The organism is Leptolyngbya sp. DQ-M1, from assembly GCF_039962505.1.
In the GTDB taxonomy this organism is placed as follows: Bacteria; Cyanobacteriota; Cyanobacteriia; order Leptolyngbyales; family Leptolyngbyaceae; genus Leptolyngbya.
This window is the reverse complement of the sequence record NZ_JAMPLJ010000001.1, coordinates 598514-614858: the sequence shown is the minus strand read 5'-3', so window position 1 is coordinate 614858 and position 16345 is coordinate 598514. Positions and strand designations below refer to the sequence as shown.

At 46.7% G+C, this 16345-nt stretch carries 16 protein-coding genes; 4 read left to right on the top strand and 12 right to left on the bottom strand.

Annotated elements, in window-relative coordinates:
- The first annotated feature begins 82 nt into the window (after nucleotides 1–82).
- The 3 genes from NC981_RS03010 (at nucleotide 83) to NC981_RS03000 (ending at nucleotide 1952) form a co-directional block, all read left to right on the top strand.
- Nucleotides 83–1252, top strand: coding sequence for a cysteine desulfurase family protein (locus tag NC981_RS03010; protein WP_348241467.1), 1170 nt, complete (start codon nucleotides 83–85; stop codon nucleotides 1250–1252).
- A 110-nt stretch (nucleotides 1253–1362) separates the two neighbouring features.
- Nucleotides 1363–1557 carry a hypothetical protein gene (locus NC981_RS03005; RefSeq protein WP_348241466.1) on the top strand — a complete coding sequence of 65 codons (195 nt, stop codon included), beginning with the start codon at nucleotides 1363–1365 and terminating at the stop codon, nucleotides 1555–1557.
- Nucleotides 1545–1952, top strand: a complete 408-nt coding sequence (locus NC981_RS03000; protein WP_348241465.1) for a hypothetical protein — start codon at nucleotides 1545–1547, stop codon at nucleotides 1950–1952. The genes NC981_RS03005 and NC981_RS03000 overlap by 13 nt, the downstream gene beginning before the upstream one ends.
- Before the next feature lie 7 nt (nucleotides 1953–1959).
- Here the strand turns inward: NC981_RS03000 and NC981_RS02995 are convergent, their stop codons facing one another.
- The 7 genes from NC981_RS02995 to NC981_RS02965 all read right to left on the bottom strand — a co-directional run bounded on the left by NC981_RS02995 (nucleotide 1960) and on the right by NC981_RS02965 (nucleotide 10364).
- The gene (locus NC981_RS02995) at nucleotides 1960–2946 is read right to left on the bottom strand and encodes a site-specific DNA-methyltransferase (protein WP_348241464.1); all 987 of its coding nucleotides are present in this window, start codon (nucleotides 2944–2946) and stop codon (nucleotides 1960–1962) included.
- A 42-nt stretch (nucleotides 2947–2988) separates the two neighbouring features.
- Nucleotides 2989–3234, bottom strand: a complete 246-nt coding sequence (locus tag NC981_RS02990) for a helix-turn-helix domain-containing protein (RefSeq protein WP_348241463.1) — start codon at nucleotides 3232–3234, stop codon at nucleotides 2989–2991.
- Nucleotides 3235–3290: 56 nt separating this feature from the next.
- Nucleotides 3291–4064 carry a nickel pincer cofactor biosynthesis protein LarB gene (gene larB, locus NC981_RS02985; RefSeq protein ID WP_348241462.1) on the bottom strand — a complete coding sequence of 258 codons (774 nt, stop codon included), beginning with the start codon at nucleotides 4062–4064 and terminating at the stop codon, nucleotides 3291–3293.
- A gap of 17 nt (nucleotides 4065–4081) precedes the next feature.
- Nucleotides 4082–5878 carry an ABC transporter substrate-binding protein gene (locus NC981_RS02980; RefSeq protein ID WP_348241461.1) on the bottom strand — a complete coding sequence of 599 codons (1797 nt, stop codon included), beginning with the start codon at nucleotides 5876–5878 and terminating at the stop codon, nucleotides 4082–4084.
- A 5-nt stretch (nucleotides 5879–5883) separates the two neighbouring features.
- The gene (locus NC981_RS02975; protein ID WP_348241460.1) at nucleotides 5884–6207 is read right to left on the bottom strand and encodes a PIN domain-containing protein; all 324 of its coding nucleotides are present in this window, start codon (nucleotides 6205–6207) and stop codon (nucleotides 5884–5886) included.
- Nucleotides 6208–6498: 291 nt separating this feature from the next.
- Nucleotides 6499–8283, bottom strand: a complete 1785-nt coding sequence (locus NC981_RS02970) for an ABC transporter substrate-binding protein (protein ID WP_348241459.1) — start codon at nucleotides 8281–8283, stop codon at nucleotides 6499–6501.
- Nucleotides 8284–8588: 305 nt separating this feature from the next.
- On the bottom strand, nucleotides 8589–10364 hold the full coding sequence (locus NC981_RS02965; protein ID WP_348241458.1) for an autotransporter domain-containing protein: 1776 nt from the start codon (nucleotides 10362–10364) through the stop codon (nucleotides 8589–8591).
- A gap of 123 nt (nucleotides 10365–10487) precedes the next feature.
- Between NC981_RS02965 and NC981_RS02960 the strand changes: the two genes are divergently transcribed.
- The gene (locus NC981_RS02960) at nucleotides 10488–11057 is read left to right on the top strand and encodes a Uma2 family endonuclease (protein WP_348241457.1); all 570 of its coding nucleotides are present in this window, start codon (nucleotides 10488–10490) and stop codon (nucleotides 11055–11057) included.
- On the opposite strand, the gene ispD is transcribed toward NC981_RS02960, so the two are convergent.
- The 5 genes from ispD to NC981_RS02935 form a co-directional block, all read right to left on the bottom strand.
- On the bottom strand, nucleotides 11054–11734 hold the full coding sequence (gene ispD / locus NC981_RS02955; RefSeq protein WP_348241456.1) for a 2-C-methyl-D-erythritol 4-phosphate cytidylyltransferase: 681 nt from the start codon (nucleotides 11732–11734) through the stop codon (nucleotides 11054–11056). The genes NC981_RS02960 and ispD overlap by 4 nt on opposite strands.
- A gap of 35 nt (nucleotides 11735–11769) precedes the next feature.
- Complete coding sequence (locus NC981_RS02950) at nucleotides 11770–12534, bottom strand: pentapeptide repeat-containing protein (protein ID WP_348241455.1); 765 nt, start codon at nucleotides 12532–12534, stop codon at nucleotides 11770–11772.
- A gap of 39 nt (nucleotides 12535–12573) precedes the next feature.
- Nucleotides 12574–13299, bottom strand: coding sequence for an SDR family oxidoreductase (locus NC981_RS02945; RefSeq protein WP_348241454.1), 726 nt, complete (start codon nucleotides 13297–13299; stop codon nucleotides 12574–12576).
- Nucleotides 13300–13455: 156 nt separating this feature from the next.
- Entirely contained in the window at nucleotides 13456–15345 is a 1890-nt protein-coding gene (locus NC981_RS02940) for a glycosyltransferase (protein ID WP_348241453.1), read from the bottom strand.
- Nucleotides 15342–16310, bottom strand: a complete 969-nt coding sequence (locus NC981_RS02935; RefSeq protein WP_348241452.1) for a glycosyltransferase — start codon at nucleotides 16308–16310, stop codon at nucleotides 15342–15344. The genes NC981_RS02940 and NC981_RS02935 overlap by 4 nt, the downstream gene beginning before the upstream one ends.
- Nucleotides 16311–16345 lie beyond the last annotated feature (35 nt).

The window sequence follows — 16345 nt, the reverse complement described above, 5'->3', positions numbered from 1 at the left end:
CCGCAAGATGAGCTTGCTACTGTCAAAGCAGCAGTTCTACAGCATCCGTAGCGTACCCATTCTTCTCTTGTCAACACCGCTCATGCAAATCTACCTTGATTACAGTGCAACGACTCCCACGCGACCCGAAGCGATCGCGCAAATGCAGCAAGTCTTAGCGGAACAATGGGGCAATCCGTCGAGTTTGCACACCTGGGGAAACCGCGCCGCTACGATTTTGGAGCGATCGCGGATGCAGATTGCGATGCTGATTAATGCACCTGCGGAATCGATCGTCTTCACCTCTGGCGGTACAGAGTCAAATAATCTTGCCGTGATGGGAATCGCGCATCAGTACAGCGCCCCCCAACACATGATTATTTCGAGCGTCGAACATTCGGCAATCTCCGAACCTGCTCGACTTCTAGAGCAGTGGGGCTGGGAAATTACGCGCTTGCCGGTGAATGTGTTGGGACAGGTAAATCCGGCTGATTTGCAGGCAGCATTGCGATCAAATACGGTATTAGTCTCGATCATCTATGGTCAAAGCGAGGTCGGCACCGTTCAGCCGATCGCGCAACTTGGTCAAATCGTGCGGAATCATGGCGCAATCTTTCACACCGATGCGGTTCAAGTCGCAGGAAGATTGCCGCTTGATGTGCAACAGTTGCCGATCGATTTATTATCCCTTTCAAGCCATAAGCTGTATGGTTCTCAGGGAACCGGAGCATTGTATGTTCGTCCGGGTGTGGAATTGGTTCCGATCCTGGGGGGCGGTGGGCAGGAAGGAAAGTTACGATCGGGCACTCAAGCTTTACCTGCGATCGCCAGTTTTGGAACTGCCGCAGAATTAAGCGCTCAAGAATTGCCAACCGAAACGCCGCGATTGATTCGATTGCGCGATCGTTTGTTCGATCAGCTTGCGGATGTTCCTGAATTAGTGACGACAGGCGATCGCATTCATCGCTTGCCGCATCATGTCAGTTTTTGTTTGCCCGATGCAGATGGCGAAACCTTGAATGGAAAAGTCTTAGTCCGTCAGATGAATTTAGCAGGCATTGGAATTAGTGCGGGGGCTGCTTGTAGTAGTGGCACTTTGAAGCCAAGTCCGATTTTGTTAGCAATGGGATATAGCGATCGTGCTGCAAAATCGGGAATCCGCTTAACGTTGGGGCGGTATACGACTGAGGAAGATATTGATTGGAGTGCGATCGTGCTGAAGCAAATTCTGGCGCGACTGCAACCGCAAAAACAGCCTTGTGAGTGTTTCTAAAATGGAGAAGAAGTCCAGAAATTAAGCCGCTCGATCTCTGCCTTAAAAGTTAGTTTTCCAGTTAGGAAGAATTGCACTACTCTTACATAGCAGTGTCAATGAGTAGCAGGATGAAAATTGTTCAAGAGGTTTCGCTCGTTAGCATTGGGAGCTTTGAAGAATCAAATGATTGGTCGATTATTCGATCTGAAATTCGTCAGGCGATTTCTTTAATCGTTCATCCTCCTGAAACATCAAGCTTCACCATTAAACCAATAAAACACGGTAATGGGGTCAAGCCAATCAAGCTTGCATGGTCGCTTTAAGAGATCGGTTCCACTGGAGCTTAGAAACTTCTATCAACTACGCGACTCGCTCACCAGGAAAAGTGGATGCAACAAAAGCACTTGACGGTCATCTTTTTGCGCTTGAGTGGGAGACAGGAAATATTTCCTCAAGTCATCGAGCCATGAATAAGATAATGCTTGGACTGTTAAGGCGCGTTTTTCTAGGTGCTGTTCTTGTACTTCCGAGTAGAAAACTCTACCCGTACCTCACAGATCGAATTGGCAATTACGAAGAGCTGGAGCCATATTTTGATGTTTGGCGAGCAGTGCAGCTAACAGAAGGATTTCTGGCAATCTTTGTGATCGAACACGATCAAATTGATAGCAACGTTCCCGCGATCGCGAAAGGAACAGATGGTCGTGCCTTGATTTAATTGTTTGCTAAGTAGAGTAAGGAAGAGTTAACTGAGAGATACTCGTTTTACGCTGCTTGTTTCTTTTTCTTCCTCTTGCCGATTCCCATTGCTCAACTACTCCATTCGCTAAATCGGTCAATCGCTCTACGGCTGGTTGCGTGTCTCCAAGCTCGGAACCAATCCAGTAACGATGCAATTTTTCCGCTGCGTAAAAAGTAGTGCCGGAACCCCCAAACGGATCAAGCACAATTTGACCCGGATTAGACGACATTGCAACAATTCGCTCTAACATGATCGGAGCAAGTTCGTTAGGGAGTCGTTTCTTATGCTGACGATGCCGAACAGGTGGAATATCCGTCCACATTTCCTCGGCAAGTGACCATAAGATTTCATCAGCGACACTTTCTGAAGCATCTTCCCAAACCTCTTCTGGCATATCCCAGACATCCATCAAATTAATGCCTTTTTCGTTGAGGCTTTTGCGGTGTCCACCATAGTCGCGAATCTCGCCACCACAGTGCCGACAGACTTGAATTGGTGTATAAATCTTATTAAAAACTGCTGGCTCTCCTTTCGTGTAGTAGAGTAGCCCATAATGAGCAGGAGACATTTTTCTACCTCTAGGAAAAGCTTTCGGCATTCTACAAGCAATCCAGTGCCGGAAGCACATTCCTTGCTGGTTCAGATGCGCACCATACTCAATGCACCATCTGGGCAGGTTGAATACAAATAAACTTCCACCGGGCTTAAGAACTCGGATGCTTTGTCCAAGCCATTGTCGAGACCATCTGAGGTATTCCTCATTTTCCATCTCATCGCTGACCCCTTTACCGTATTTCTTTCCAAGATTAAAAGGTGGATCTGCAAATACTAAATCTATGGATTCGTCAGGTAATGCTGTTAACAGTTTAAGGCAATCCCCTTGATACAGAGTGCCATGCTCACTCTGATAAACCTGTCTTAATCCTTGTTGAATCGCAGTCTCTGGCTCAATTGCTTGAAACGGGAGCATTGCCTTATCCTTCACACTGTTAATGAGTTAAGAGTATAATTTCTATTGTCGATTGTCAATAGAGTTTTCGGAGTTTGTACTTCGAGGTTGATAAGGTTTTCCAGCAGGAAGATTTTTATACTTCTCCAGCTCAGCAGCTTCTACATAGTAGTAACGTCCGAGTTTACGAGCTGCAATTTGACCATTCTTGATCAGGTCGTGTACTCGTTGACGAGTTACATCAAGGAGTTTTGCCGTTTGAGCCACAGAAAGTAGTTCGGAACTGTCTTTTGCGCTTGGGTCTGTCATAAAAACAATTTACTTTAATCATCAAATAGGTCTTTTACTGTCTGGGTTTGTCAAATTTATCTTGATTTCAGCTTTGCCGCCGTTCTCAAAATCTGACCTGCTAACATTGCTGCGCCGAAGCCATTATCAATATTGACCACTCCGATTCCGGTTGCACAAGAATTCAGCATCGTCAACAATGCCGACAATCCGTTAAAGCTTGCACCGTAACCAATGCTTGTGGGAACCGCAACGATCGCACAGTCCGACAATCCCGCGACCACACTCGGCAACGCTCCTTCCATTCCCGCAACAACAATCAACACATCCGCTTCAGACAATACCTGAACATTGCTGAGTAAACGGTGAATACCCGCAACTCCCACATCCCAAAGGCGTTGCACTCGAAAACCACACAGTTCAGCCGTAATTGCTGCTTCTTCGGCAACAGGTAAGTCAGCCGTACCTGCCGAAAGAATGCCGATCGTGCCTAGATGCGTTGGGGCTTGAACTGAATTTAACGCACAGATTCGAGCCATCGGGTAGTAAATTGCATCAGGAACCATTTCTTTGACCCAAGCATAGACTTCCGCTTCCATGCGAGTTGCCATCACAACCGAAGCGTTACCGCGCAGGGATTCCATGATCTGGGCAATCTGTTCGGGTGTTTTGCCGGGACTCCAAATTACTTCAGGAAATCCGGTTCTAAGTGATCGATGATGATCAATATTGGCGAATCCACCGACAGGCTCATACGACAGATACTTCAGCTTATTGAGAGCATCGGCGGAACTAATTTTGCCTTGAGAAACTTCATCAAGTAAGGCTTTGAGCGCTTCGGGTTGACTCATTGTTAAGGAGACATAGTTTACTCTTTAATTCTAAGTTCTTGAATATTCCACAGTCCCCAACTCGGTAAACCAGAGTATTTCAATCCTTGCACTCGATTGCGAACAGCCATCAATGCAGAATCATTCACTAGATGAATCACCGGAAGTTGCTCTTGCACTAATTTTTGGAATTCACCGTAGATTTTTTTACGTTTTTCTGGGTCGAGTTCTCGCGCTCCTTCGATGAATAAGCGATCGATCTCTTTCTCCCAATCATTTGCCACATACCCTTGCATCTTGGGTTGCCCTGGCTGTTGGGTCAAATTAAACGAATGCGATCCACCACTGGTCATCCAGAGATTAGCAAGTCCCTGTGGTTCGATGCCACCCGTAAAACCAATCATGTGAGCATCCCACTCTCTCGATCCATTGATTCGATCAATCAAAACATTAAAATTAATCGGATTGTAATCAACTTCAATTCCAATTTTTGATAGGTCTTGTCGAACTTGAGCGCCGATCGCAACTCGCGTCAGATTGTTCGCATTAGTCATCAAGGTAAACCGAACACGATTCCCTTCGGAGTCAAACAACTGTCCGCGATCGTTATACTTAAATCCCGCCTTTTTCAGTAGCTCCCTCGATTTTTGTGGATTATAGTTATAAACCCTTAAGCCTTCTTTAAGCGAGAAAGGACTTTGCACAGAAATCGGAGAGTTTTGTACAACTCCTAGTCCTCGAAATAGGTTTGTATTGATGCGGTCTCTGTCGATCGCGTATGCCACCGCTTGCCGAAATTCTAGTGTATTAAACCATTTCGATTTAATCGGATCAACGAACGGCTTTCCATTTTGATCTTTTGCTTTACTGAGATTGAACGTTAGATACAATACTCCCGACCAAGGCCCGCCGTTTAGAACTTGGAAGTTTCCACGTTTGTCTTCTCGCTTCAGCAACGAGAAATACTCCGGTCGAAGCGGTCTAGTATCTCCCATCACATCTAAATCGCCGGAGCGAAATCTCAGCAATTGGGTATCTTGATTCTCAATAAACTGCCAAATGATTCGATCGATATAAGGCAATTGTTTTCCGCTCTGATCTTTGCGCCAATAATACGGGTTTCGCTTTAAAACTAATCTTTGACCCGCGCTGTAGCTATCAATTACATAGGCACCATTGGTAATAATTTTCTTCGGCTCAGTATCCGTTCCCCAAGTTGAAATAAAGGCTGAATTTCCGTCAGGTAGCTTATTTTTAACCGCTTCAGCAAGTGCGTGTTTTGGGAGAATCATCACGCCCTCTGGAGCGGCAGTCGCAGCAAGCAACGGAGCGAATGGCTCGGGCAAAATGAATTCGACTTGTCGATCGTTAAGTTTGCGAACCTTTGGAAAAACCTTCTGCGTTCCAATCTGAATAGTTTCCTTTTGGTCGGTTGGAATTTTCGGATTGAAAACAATATCCTCATAAGTAAAAACAACGTCATCTGATGTTAAAGGGGTTCCATCTGACCATTTCAGATTCGGGCGAAGCGTAAAAACGATTCGTTTATTATCAGGTGAAAATTTCCACGATTCTGCTAATGCAGGCTCATAGTTTCCAGTAACACCATTCTCTCTCGTTAATCCTTCGTAAATAAACGGAAAGACACTTGGAAATGTTTGGTTATTTGCATAGTTAAACGTTTTAGGATCAGTTGGACTAACTAATACTAATTGTGGAACTTGCGCAGCTTCAGTTCGATAATTCCGTGGATTACAGCCAGATAGAAAGAGGGAAGCGATCGCAAGGATTAAAACAACGCTCCAACGCATCGATCGGATAAATTGAAATGACATATTTCTCATCCTTCAAGATCACTCACTTCGATTTCCTGCATTCGTTTAATTAATTGCTGATCGAGCGTGAGCAGTTCTAGCTTGAGGCATTTGGCGGTTGCAGCAATAATAGCATCCGGTGTTTTTAAGCAATATTGACGGCGAACAACGATCGTACAATCTTCTATCTCTCTAGTTAGTGCAGCATAGTACATTGGAGCTAAAAGGCGCTCAATCCCTTCCACCTCTTGCGGTGTGATATCTGGAAATCCGAGCAGTTCAATTCGCGTAATTGCACTATAAGCGCAAGCCTGAACCCCGATCGCACGATCGATTATTTCCTGGGTCACTGCTGCTTTACCAAACCGATGATGTAATTAGTATCTAGGAGAAATCTAATCCCACTCATCGCGCAGCTTTCTTTGTAGTGCTACTGGATCTTGATTAAAGTTGGGTGAGTCTTTCAGAATTCCGACGAAATCAGAAAGAGGTGTTTCTGACTGTCGCGCCACTGTTTGACCCTCTACTTGTACTCTAGTAGCTTGCTGCAAAGACTCAACAAACATAAGCACCTAGCTGGCTTGCTCCTCTGGCAGCGTCTTCACCAATTCGTAAATCTTATCTGCCACTTTCATCATCCATTAATCCTCAACTCTAAGTTCGTGGAGATTCCACAATGCGCCGCCGCTCTCAGGATACTGTACACCCTCAATGCTGTTGCGAACCACTGCCATCACTCTTGCATTCACCAACGGAATCCAAGGCAAATACTCCTGAGAAATTTTCTGGATCTGACCGTAAATCTGTTTACGCTTCGCTTCATCTAACTCTCTTGCGCCTTCAATGTAGAGCCGTCCGATTTCTGCTTCCCAATCTGCCACAACCCGACCTTCGAGCGGGGGTTTTCCAGGAGACGCAGACTGATTAAAACTATGCGATCGACTATCCGGCAACCACACATTCGCCCCACTGTTTGGCTCTTTACTGCCACCCATTGCCAGCAAATACGCTTCCCAGTCTTGAGTGTTATCCAGCTTATCGATTAACACTCCAAAGTTAATCGGATTGATATCAACCTGAATTCCTAACTGACTCAAATCCTGCTTAATCTGAGCCACCATTGCTTCTCGAACCGTATTTCCAGCATTCGTAATCAAGGTAAATCGCACCGCATTTCCTTCTGCATCAGTCAATTGACCGCGAGAATTGAGTTTGAATCCGGCTTCTTTTAGCAGTTGCTTCGATTTCGTTTGATCAAAGTTGTAAGATTTTAATCCTTCTTCGGGTTTGAGATAGTACGGACTCGTTTCTAGAATTTGAGAATTGATTAACACACCCAAACCGCGATAGATGTTGGTGTTCATGCGCTCGCGATCGATACCATACGCGATTGCCTGCCGAAACTTCGGATTGTTAAACCACTTCGACTTCACCGGATCAACCACAGGACGACCGTTTCTACGTCCTTGATTCAGGTTAAACGCCATAAACGTGGTAATCGGTCGAGTGCCACCAATGTAAGCTGTAAAGCTACCGCGCTTTTCCTCTTTTTTCAGAATTGGATAATCTTCTGCCCGAATCGGTTCAGAGATATCTAACCCACCCGATCGAAACTGTAAAAGCTCGGTATTCTGGTTTTCGACCACGCTCCAAACAATCCGCTCAATATACGGTTGTTGATTGCCTTGAGCATCTTTGCGCCAGTAGTAAGGATTGCGCTTAAAGATGATTCGCTGAGTGGCGACATATTGATCGATCGTATACTGACCGTTCGTAACAATCTTTTTCGGATCGGTATCCGTTCCCCAAGTCGAGAGAAACAACGGATTGCCGTCTCTGCCCGTTTTCGCGATCGTTTCCGCTAAGATGTGTTTTGGCAAAATTCCGAGTCCACCCGTCACCCGTAGAAATGGAGCAAACGGTTCTGGGGTCGTGAATTCGACTCTGCGATCGTCGATCTTCCGCACGGTGGGCAATTGCCGCTCTTTACCAATCCGTAGCACATCTTGAATATCAGTCGGAACTTTGGGATTCAAGAAAATATCGCGAAACGTAAACACGACATCATCCGCCGTTAAAGGTGCGCCATCCGACCACTTCAAGCCCTCTCGCAGCGTAAAGGTCACTTTCTTTTTATCCGGGGAAAGCTCCCATTTCTCGGCTAATTCTGGCTCTAGCTTGTCGGTTAAAGCATTTTCGGTCACTAATCCGACATACATCAGACCCGCAACGTTTGGATCTTCGTTAATCAGCGCATAGTTGAACGACTTGGGATCGCTCAGAATGCTATCGACCATTTGTGGAACTCGCGCTGCTTGTGTCTTATATCCTTGAGGATTGCAAGCCGTGACAGTCAACACAAGGCAGAACGCCGCCATTGCGAATGTCCAGAATCGCCAGAAACCTGTCGGAGCGGAAAATTTCATACGTCGATCGCGCATCTTTCAGAGAGTGATTCTATCCTTTCTACACCTTTTGCGCGATTTCTGGGAGATTTCTGGGAGATTATCAACCTGAATATCAATCTGGCAGCAATGCTCTATCCCAATTTGGAGTAGAAACGTGCGATCGCTAATACCAGATTGATTTGTGGATGCGACAGACTCTCGCCCCCTAAATCCCCCATTCTGGGGACTTTGAGTATGATCTATCGCATTCTATGTTTAATTCGGTATAAGAATCGCTAAGAATTGTGGACTCTTCACCGCAGAACGTCAGCCCATCCCGGATGTCAAAACTGATAGCGAATTCGGGCTTGAACAAAATGATCGCTGACATCCCGCTTGCCTAAAATTGTTTCGTATCCAACTCCGATCGACAAATTATTCGCAAACTGGGTTTGGACTCCTGCGCTCAAGCGAATAAAATCTCGATCGGGTTCACCCGTTCTGGTGCGATTAGGGATTCCGGGTTGACCGACAAGCTCGGTGACAATTTCGCGACTTCCGTTGGCAAATTCATGCTCATAGTTTGCCGCAATAAACGGCGTTACCGTTGCAGCAGGAGAACGGAAATCATACGAAAGCTGCGCTCCAACATTCAAAATGACAGAATCCGCTTTTTGATCAGCTACATTCAAATTCAAAATACTGCCGTTTCGCTCTGTGTAGCTGTCAATGTTAACTCTGGTATATCGAACACCAACCATCGGCCCGACAGAGAGCTGATCTTTTCCAAAGTTATACCCTGTGTTCAAACGAACCGAGAATTGATTACCGTTAGTCTTTGCAGTTGCAGAGCGGAAACCTGTCGCATTAATTTTCCGATCGATTTCAAAGTCATTCCAGCCATAGTTAATCACTGCATCTGCATAGAAGCGATCGCGCTCATAACTTCCATAGGCAGATAGCGAATAACTATCAATCTCAACTCTGCCACGATTGTTGTTTAAGTCACTATTGCTGCTTGCATAATTGAATGCTAATCCCAGTGCTAGGCCATCTGTGACGCGATAATCTGCTCCGACTGTAACGCCTTTGGTATCAAAATCAAACCCTGTACTGCGATCGTTTGCATCCTGACTCCCAAAGTTAAAATCTCCGTTCACAAATACACCCAGTCTTTGAGTTGGATTTTGAGTTGGATTTCGCAGCGTCAATAATCGACCATCCAGATCGCGAGTGGGACGACGCGCCACACCCAGCGCAATCTCGGCTTGAGGCACGATCGTTTGCGGAGCCGTCAAGATGTCCAGCGCATACTCTGAAACAATTCGATGCGCGGCGGTTGTTGGATGAATATCATCCCAAAATAGAAACTGATCGCAATTTGCGCCCGATAGAATACAGGGCTGAGTCACGTTGGTAAAGCCAAATCGAGCCGGATCATTGAACACTTCATTGAGTAATGCGCCAATATCAAGCGGAATGATATTCACATCTGGCTGACTTTGCGCTAAGGCTTGTAATGAGGTTCTTAAGCCTTGATTGTGCGCGATCGACAGTTGGGTGAGTCCCGCACGTCGCTCTGGAGTCCTCGCTCCCGGAGTTCTGCCTAAATCCGGCAGATTTGGCACGATCAAAGTTCTTGTGCCTGCTGCCGTCAGGCGTTGCAGAATGTTAGAAATATTTCCCAGTGGAATTGCAGGATCAGTAACACGACCACCAAGATAATCATTTGCGCCTGCCCAAACGACAAACACACGATCTGGGCTAATACTCGGTGAATTCTGCAAAAAGCCATTCACCTGAGTCGTCACGCCGGGTAAAAATGGAACCGTGGTGTTTATCGTTCCGCTCGAAGCTCCACCGAATGCAAAATTCGTGGTTGTGGTTGTTAGGTTGAGTGTTTCAGCAAGGCTTTCAATCCAAACAGGCCCATTACTCAACCGACCGTTGAAATAAGGTGGACTTGGCGGAAATAATCCGTTTGTGGCTCTGAACGCATTGCCATTATCTGAAAGGCTATCTCCAAAAACTGTAAATCCTTCAATCGCTTGAGCCGAGACGCGAACAGGTAGTAAGGAAACCGCGATCGCCAACGAAAGTGTAAAAATCTTGCATTTCATAATACTTTCTGATGCTTCATCACACTTACCCTAGAGTGTAGAACAGAGAAGCTTAAATTTTGTGATTAGTAATTACTGTTTGAAAATCACGTCAGAATGAAGAGAGCGATCGAGGACAATCTCATGACTCAAGCAAAAGTCAAGTTTTCGAGTTTTGAAGAATATTTGTCCTATGATGACGGGACAGATCAGCTTTACGAGTTATGGAATGGGGAGCTAGTCGCATTGCCACCGGAATCAGGACTAAATTTTCAAATAGCCACCTTTCTACTCTTACAGCTTGTTCCATTCATTGACTACCGTAGGATTCGAGGACATGGACTAGAGCTACAAGTCCGTGGTGAACCCCAGAACCGCTTTCCTGATCTGACGGTGCTTCGCGAAGAACACATCGAGCAGTTAAAACGCCGCAATACGATCCTTTTATCAATGGCTCCTCCCCTGCTGGTGGTGGAAATTGTCAGTCCGGGGGAAACCAATCGATCGCGGGACTACACCAACAAGCGTGAACAGTACGAAGATCGAGGGATTCCTGAATATTGGATTGTTGATCCTCAAACTCAGAGTGTCACGGTGCTGCAATTAGAAGCAGGAGCCTATCAAGAAATCGGAGCGTTTCAAGGCGATCAAGTCATTTCTTCCTCAACTTTCCCAATGCTCAACCTAACGCCAGCACAAATTTTTTCGGCTTAAGAACGCTGTCGCAAAATGAATTCTGCGATCGCCAAATCCACAGGCGTTGTGACTTTCAAATTCGTTTCTTCACCTTCCACAATCCGCACCAACAATCCACATTGTTCAAATAGTGCCGCATCATCCGTCACTTCCCAGCCCTTCTGCCGCCCTTGTTCATGGCACTTTTTCAGCAGTGAAACTGAGAATCCTTGAGGAGTTTGGGCAGCCCAAAGCCGCGATCGATCCGGTGTACTTTCAATCGCCCCGGTTGCATCCACAACTTTAATCGTATCTTTGACCGGAATTGCAGCAATTAATCCATCACAAGATTGCAATGCTTCAGAGCAACGATCGAACAGTTCTGGCGTGGCTAAACAGCGTGCGCCGTCGTGAATCAAAACGGATTCAGCTCCAATCGGGAGTGCTTGAAGTCCGTTGTAGACCGACTCTTGGCGAGTTGCACCCCCTTGAATAAACTGAACAGGCTTCGTCAGATTCAGCGACTCAACGATCGATTTGAAGTCTTCCCAATCGATCGATTGCCCGATGATGCCGATCCATTTGATTGTTTGTGAGGCTTCTGCGGCAAGCAATGTCCAAGCAATTAAAGGCTTTCCCAGTAGTTCGAGCAGCAGTTTATTGCGCTCACTGCCCATTCTTCGTCCGGAACCCGCCGCAGGAATTAATAAATACACGATTCATTCCAATAACACTCCGAGTTCATAGTCTATCAGCGACAGCCGAGACTTTGACGAGTTGAGACATTGGTAATCGTGTTTGTTCCATTCGCAAGCTGGCACAGTTGCGGCACGATCGCCGGATCAAGCTGCGCGCCTGTGAAATCGACATTGCTGATCGAAGTGCTAACGAAAGTTGCTCCCCGCAAATCCGCATTTTTCAATACAGCATTGGTCAAATCAGAGAAACTGAACTGTGCGCCTGCAAGCTGAGCATTGTCTAATCTGGCATTTCTCAGGTACACACTGACAAGCTGCTGATTGCTTAGATTTGCGCCATTTAAGTCTGCACCCCCAAAAAATGAAGACCCAAGCGTCGCACCTTGAAAATTTGCACCCGTGAGCCGCGCCGAACCGAAATCAGTGTTTAGTAAGTAAGCATTGGTGAAATTCGCACGATCGAGAATCGCACGATTGAGCGAAGCCCGACTGACATCAGCGTTGGTGAAATCTGCTCCAGTAAAGTTGCTCGTTCGCCGATCGCTCGATCGTGCATTCACGACTAATTCACCTGCCTGAATTCCACTAAGGTTTGCTCCAGTCAGGTTAGCACCGCTGAAATTACTGCCGAACAGCGAAGAATTGATCAAGCGTGCATTGCTCAGATCGGTATTTGCCAAATTCACGTTGGTCAAATCGCACCCACGACACTCTTTAGTCGATTGCAACTGTTGAAGCTGCTGTGAGTTTTGAGCTTGGGCAGACGCGGAGATTAAAACTCCTGTGAGCGTGAGAAGCGCGATCGAAATCTTCTGCATAAGGTTCAACAGAGTTAGAAGTGCCTTTCTAATATTAGATTAAGGCCAAGACGATTCTTGCATCGGGATTACCATCACTTCTGGAATCACAGTTTCCGGTGGTTGGGTGAGAATGTAGCGAATGGTATCCGCAACGTTTTTGGGGTCTTGGAGCTTGTCAAGCGGCGTATCGGGGAAGCGATCGAGAATAAATGGAGTCTGCATTCCGCCTGCAATCACAGCCGTAACTTTGACCCGCTCTGGACGGGCTTCAACGTGCAGCGCATGACTAAACCCAACTAAGCCCCACTTACTGGCATGATACGCAGTTGCATTCGCCCATGTGCGCTTTGATGCAGTCGAAGCAATGTTGACGATATGTCCAGACTTGCGCTGCTTCATGTGCGTAATCACCGCTTTCGACAGAATGAAGGGGGCGCGGAGGTTCACCGCAAGAACCCGATCCCAGTCTTTGACATCGAGTTCTTCGATCGACACCGTAACATCAATTCCCGCGTTGTTAATCAGAATATCTAAGTGATCATATTCTGCAATCACTTTGTCAATGCTAGCGAGAATCTGGGCTTCATCAGTGACATCTAAACGCAGGGCTGCCGCTTTTCCACCTTCCGAGCTAATTTCGGAGACAACTTTCTCAGCGAGATCTTCTCGAATATCTGCGACGATGACAGTAACACCAGAAGCAGCTAGAACTCGACAAATTGCTTCGCCTAATCCTTGTGCGCCACCTGTCACGAGAGCTACTTTTCCAGTTAAATCACTCATTGTTTTCTCCTATATCAATTGTTTGTTCTTTGCGTTAACGGTGTTGCCCTCATCCCCAACCCTTCTCCCTGAGGGAGAAGAGAGCTAGAATTCTTGTCTCCTCTCCCCTAGGGAGAGGGTTTAGGGTGAGGGCGAAATTTTAGGCATATCGCAGTCCTAATAATTTACCGTTAACGGAACTCCCGAAGCTTGTTTACGATTCTGTAGTCTTAATCGTTGTCGCTTCGGTTTCTGTTCGTGATTCACTACCCATGCTTCAACTAATTCGCAAAGTAAGTGAATCACGACGATTTGCACTTCCTGAATGTGCTGTGAATCAGCCGCAGGAACCACGATCGATAAGTCACAGAGCGATCGAGCATGTCCTCCATCGCCGCCTAAAATTCCAATGCTCGGAATTCCCAGACGTTGTGCGGTTTCAAACGCGGCAAGAATGTTTTTCGATCGACCGCTCGTGCTAATTCCAATGACTAAATCATTCGGTTGTGCAAATGCCTCAATCTGACGAGAAAACACCTGATCGTATCCCACATCATTTGCCCAAGCGGTCAACAATGCGGTATCTGCAGAGAGCGCGATCGCAGGCAGCGCCCGCCGATTTGGAATCTTGAATCGTCCGACAAATTCTGCTGCACAATGTTGAGCATCTGAAGCACTACCGCCATTGCCACAGATTAACACTTTGCCATCTTGAAGAAAGCAATTTGTGATCAAGGTTGCCGCTTGAGTAATTTCAGTTTGCAAGCAGGAGTGAGCCGCTTGAATGGCTGCAATCACTGAATTGAATCCCCGATCGATCACTGCCGCAGAATCTAACACAGTTGACTGATCAATCAGCACAGACTGATATAAATTCGCCATCGAGTCTGCCACACTTTGCCAAGTAAACAGATCATTGGCGCGCCGAATTGCTTGGCGGCTGAGCTTTTCCATTAAACTTGGATGAGCATACAAATGAGACAGACGATCGGCGATCGCATCGGGCTGATTCGGTGGCACAAGATAGCCTGTTTCACCATCTGCAACCGAGAATTTCACCCCACCGACATTCGAACCAATTACTGGAGTTCCGCAAGCCATTGCTTCAAGCGGTGTAATTCCGAAAGGTTCGTACCAAGGCGTTGTAATAAACACATCTGCTGCACTGTAGTAGTACCGCAACACTTCCCGCCCTTTGCGACCGACGAAATGCACACGATCGACGACTCCTAGCTCTGTTGCAATTGCATTCAGTCGATCGACCTCTTTCGCAATGCGCGGATCACTATCATTCAGTTCACCACCCACAATGATCAACTGTGCAGGAGTCTTCTCAGAGAACTTTGCAAATCCTCGAATTGCGGTATCAACCCCTTTACGCGGAACCATACGACCGAGTTGCAAAACAATGCGATCGTCAGGATTCCACCCTAAAGCAACTCTCGCCAATGCTTTATCTAAACACCAAAACTCAGACGAATCAAAGCCACAAGGCACGATCGTAATTTTGCGCGGATCAGCATTATAGAGTTCAATCAAATCCGTTTCATCTTGAGGACATTCGGCAACAATGCGATCGGCTTCCTGCACCAATCGATCCTCAATTTCAAACCGCTCATCCGGGAACTCATCGTTTCCGCCTTGATGAAATCGCCGCACCCGCCCCAACGCATGAAACGTAATCACAAACGGAATCTGCAACACTCGCTTCAACTCTGCGGCAACCAGCCCAGACATCCAGAAGTTAGCATGAACGAGATCATAGTGCGTATGCTGACAAAAACGCAGCATGTACGCTGTGAATTCCTGCATATGCGGCAATAGATCTTCCTTGCGAATCTCAACCGGATCACCTGCGGGAACATGAATTAAACGCACTCCCTCGCTCCAGTTGGCAATCTCCGGCAACAACGCCCGATCGCGCCTCGTGAAAATATCCACCTGATAACCGCGCTTGGCTAAATGCTTCGCCAACTGTCCGACATACACATTTTGTCCGCCACTATCCACACCGCCCAGAATCCCAAACGGCGAAGCGTGTTCACTAATTAATGCAATCCGTTTCATACGAGGGTCATAGTAGGTTTACGATCGACAACTTGTGCAAATGCCCGATTCCAATCGCGCTTAAACCGCTCGATATTGAATCGCTCTTCGGCAACTTTCCGCGCCCCCTGACTCAATCGCTGAGCTTCTTCGGGTGATTTCTGCAACTGCTGCATCACCTCGATTAAGCGATCGACATTCGTATCCACATAACCAGACACTCCGTTTTCAATCACCGTTGCCATTTCCGTGGTCGCAAGCCCAATGATTGGCATTCCGATCATCATGGCTTCGCAGACCGACAAGCCCAAACTGGTGTAGCGAATCGGATTAAAAAAGAATCGATAGTGTGACGTGAACTCAGCCAATTGTTGGTGCGGAATCTCGCCGCGTCCACCGAGCTTTTCCGCCTGCATTCCCACTAAATCTAACGGCACTTGCGATCGCACTCGTTCAAAAATATCAGCTCCGAGTCTTCGTCCCCTTGCTTGTAATCCGTTCACTACGACGATGCCGCGATCGATCTGCCCTTGATAGCGCACAGTTTCAGGAACCATAACACCGTGTTCAATTACACAGGTCGGTGTCACACCACTGTTCCACATCAGATTATTGAAGTGCGTCACATGAACTAATAGGACATTTGGATCATTCACAACATGCGGTGTATCTGTTGGATGTTCGCGGGGTGGATCATGTTCCAGATAGAGCCGAGGCAAGGAGCGCTGTTGCTCCGACAGAATCTCGTACTGATCTTCGAGATAGTTTTTGCGTGATTGGAACAAGATGCAATCGAACTCCAAGTTCCGTACTTCTTCAGCCGGAACATTATGCACATTGTCACCCCAAACAAATCCACCTAACTTACCGCCGTATCCTTCTGGAAACCCAGGTTTCACCGGCAGAAAGAATTGATGCGGCGACTGGACAAGGTAATACAAATAGCTCCCATGGACGTGCCAAGTAAGAATCCGAAGAGGTTTCATAACTAAAATTCCGAATAAGTGCGCGTTCCTGGAGC

Bases quoted from the DNA above. Each gene is read 5' to 3' on its own strand.
- NC981_RS02980 (WP_348241461.1), bottom strand. From the start codon at position 5,878: ATGTCATTTCAATTTATCCGATCGATGCGTTGGAGCGTTGTTTTAATC.
- NC981_RS02940 (WP_348241453.1), bottom strand. From the start codon at position 15,345: ATGAAACGGATTGCATTAATTAGTGAACACGCTTCGCCGTTTGGGATT.
- NC981_RS03010 (WP_348241467.1), top strand. From the start codon at position 83: ATGCAAATCTACCTTGATTACAGTGCAACGACTCCCACGCGACCCGAA.
- NC981_RS02960 (WP_348241457.1), top strand. From the start codon at position 10,488: ATGACTCAAGCAAAAGTCAAGTTTTCGAGTTTTGAAGAATATTTGTCC.
- NC981_RS02965 (WP_348241458.1), bottom strand. From the start codon at position 10,364: ATGAAATGCAAGATTTTTACACTTTCGTTGGCGATCGCGGTTTCCTTA.
- larB (WP_348241462.1), bottom strand. From the start codon at position 4,064: ATGAGTCAACCCGAAGCGCTCAAAGCCTTACTTGATGAAGTTTCTCAA.
- NC981_RS02970 (WP_348241459.1), bottom strand. From the start codon at position 8,283: ATGAAATTTTCCGCTCCGACAGGTTTCTGGCGATTCTGGACATTCGCA.
- NC981_RS02945 (WP_348241454.1), bottom strand. From the start codon at position 13,299: ATGAGTGATTTAACTGGAAAAGTAGCTCTCGTGACAGGTGGCGCACAA.
- NC981_RS02935 (WP_348241452.1), bottom strand. From the start codon at position 16,310: ATGAAACCTCTTCGGATTCTTACTTGGCACGTCCATGGGAGCTATTTG.
- NC981_RS03000 (WP_348241465.1), top strand. From the start codon at position 1,545: ATGGTCGCTTTAAGAGATCGGTTCCACTGGAGCTTAGAAACTTCTATC.
- NC981_RS03005 (WP_348241466.1), top strand. From the start codon at position 1,363: ATGAAAATTGTTCAAGAGGTTTCGCTCGTTAGCATTGGGAGCTTTGAA.
- NC981_RS02995 (WP_348241464.1), bottom strand. From the start codon at position 2,946: ATGCTCCCGTTTCAAGCAATTGAGCCAGAGACTGCGATTCAACAAGGA.
- NC981_RS02950 (WP_348241455.1), bottom strand. From the start codon at position 12,534: ATGCAGAAGATTTCGATCGCGCTTCTCACGCTCACAGGAGTTTTAATC.
- NC981_RS02990 (WP_348241463.1), bottom strand. From the start codon at position 3,234: ATGACAGACCCAAGCGCAAAAGACAGTTCCGAACTACTTTCTGTGGCT.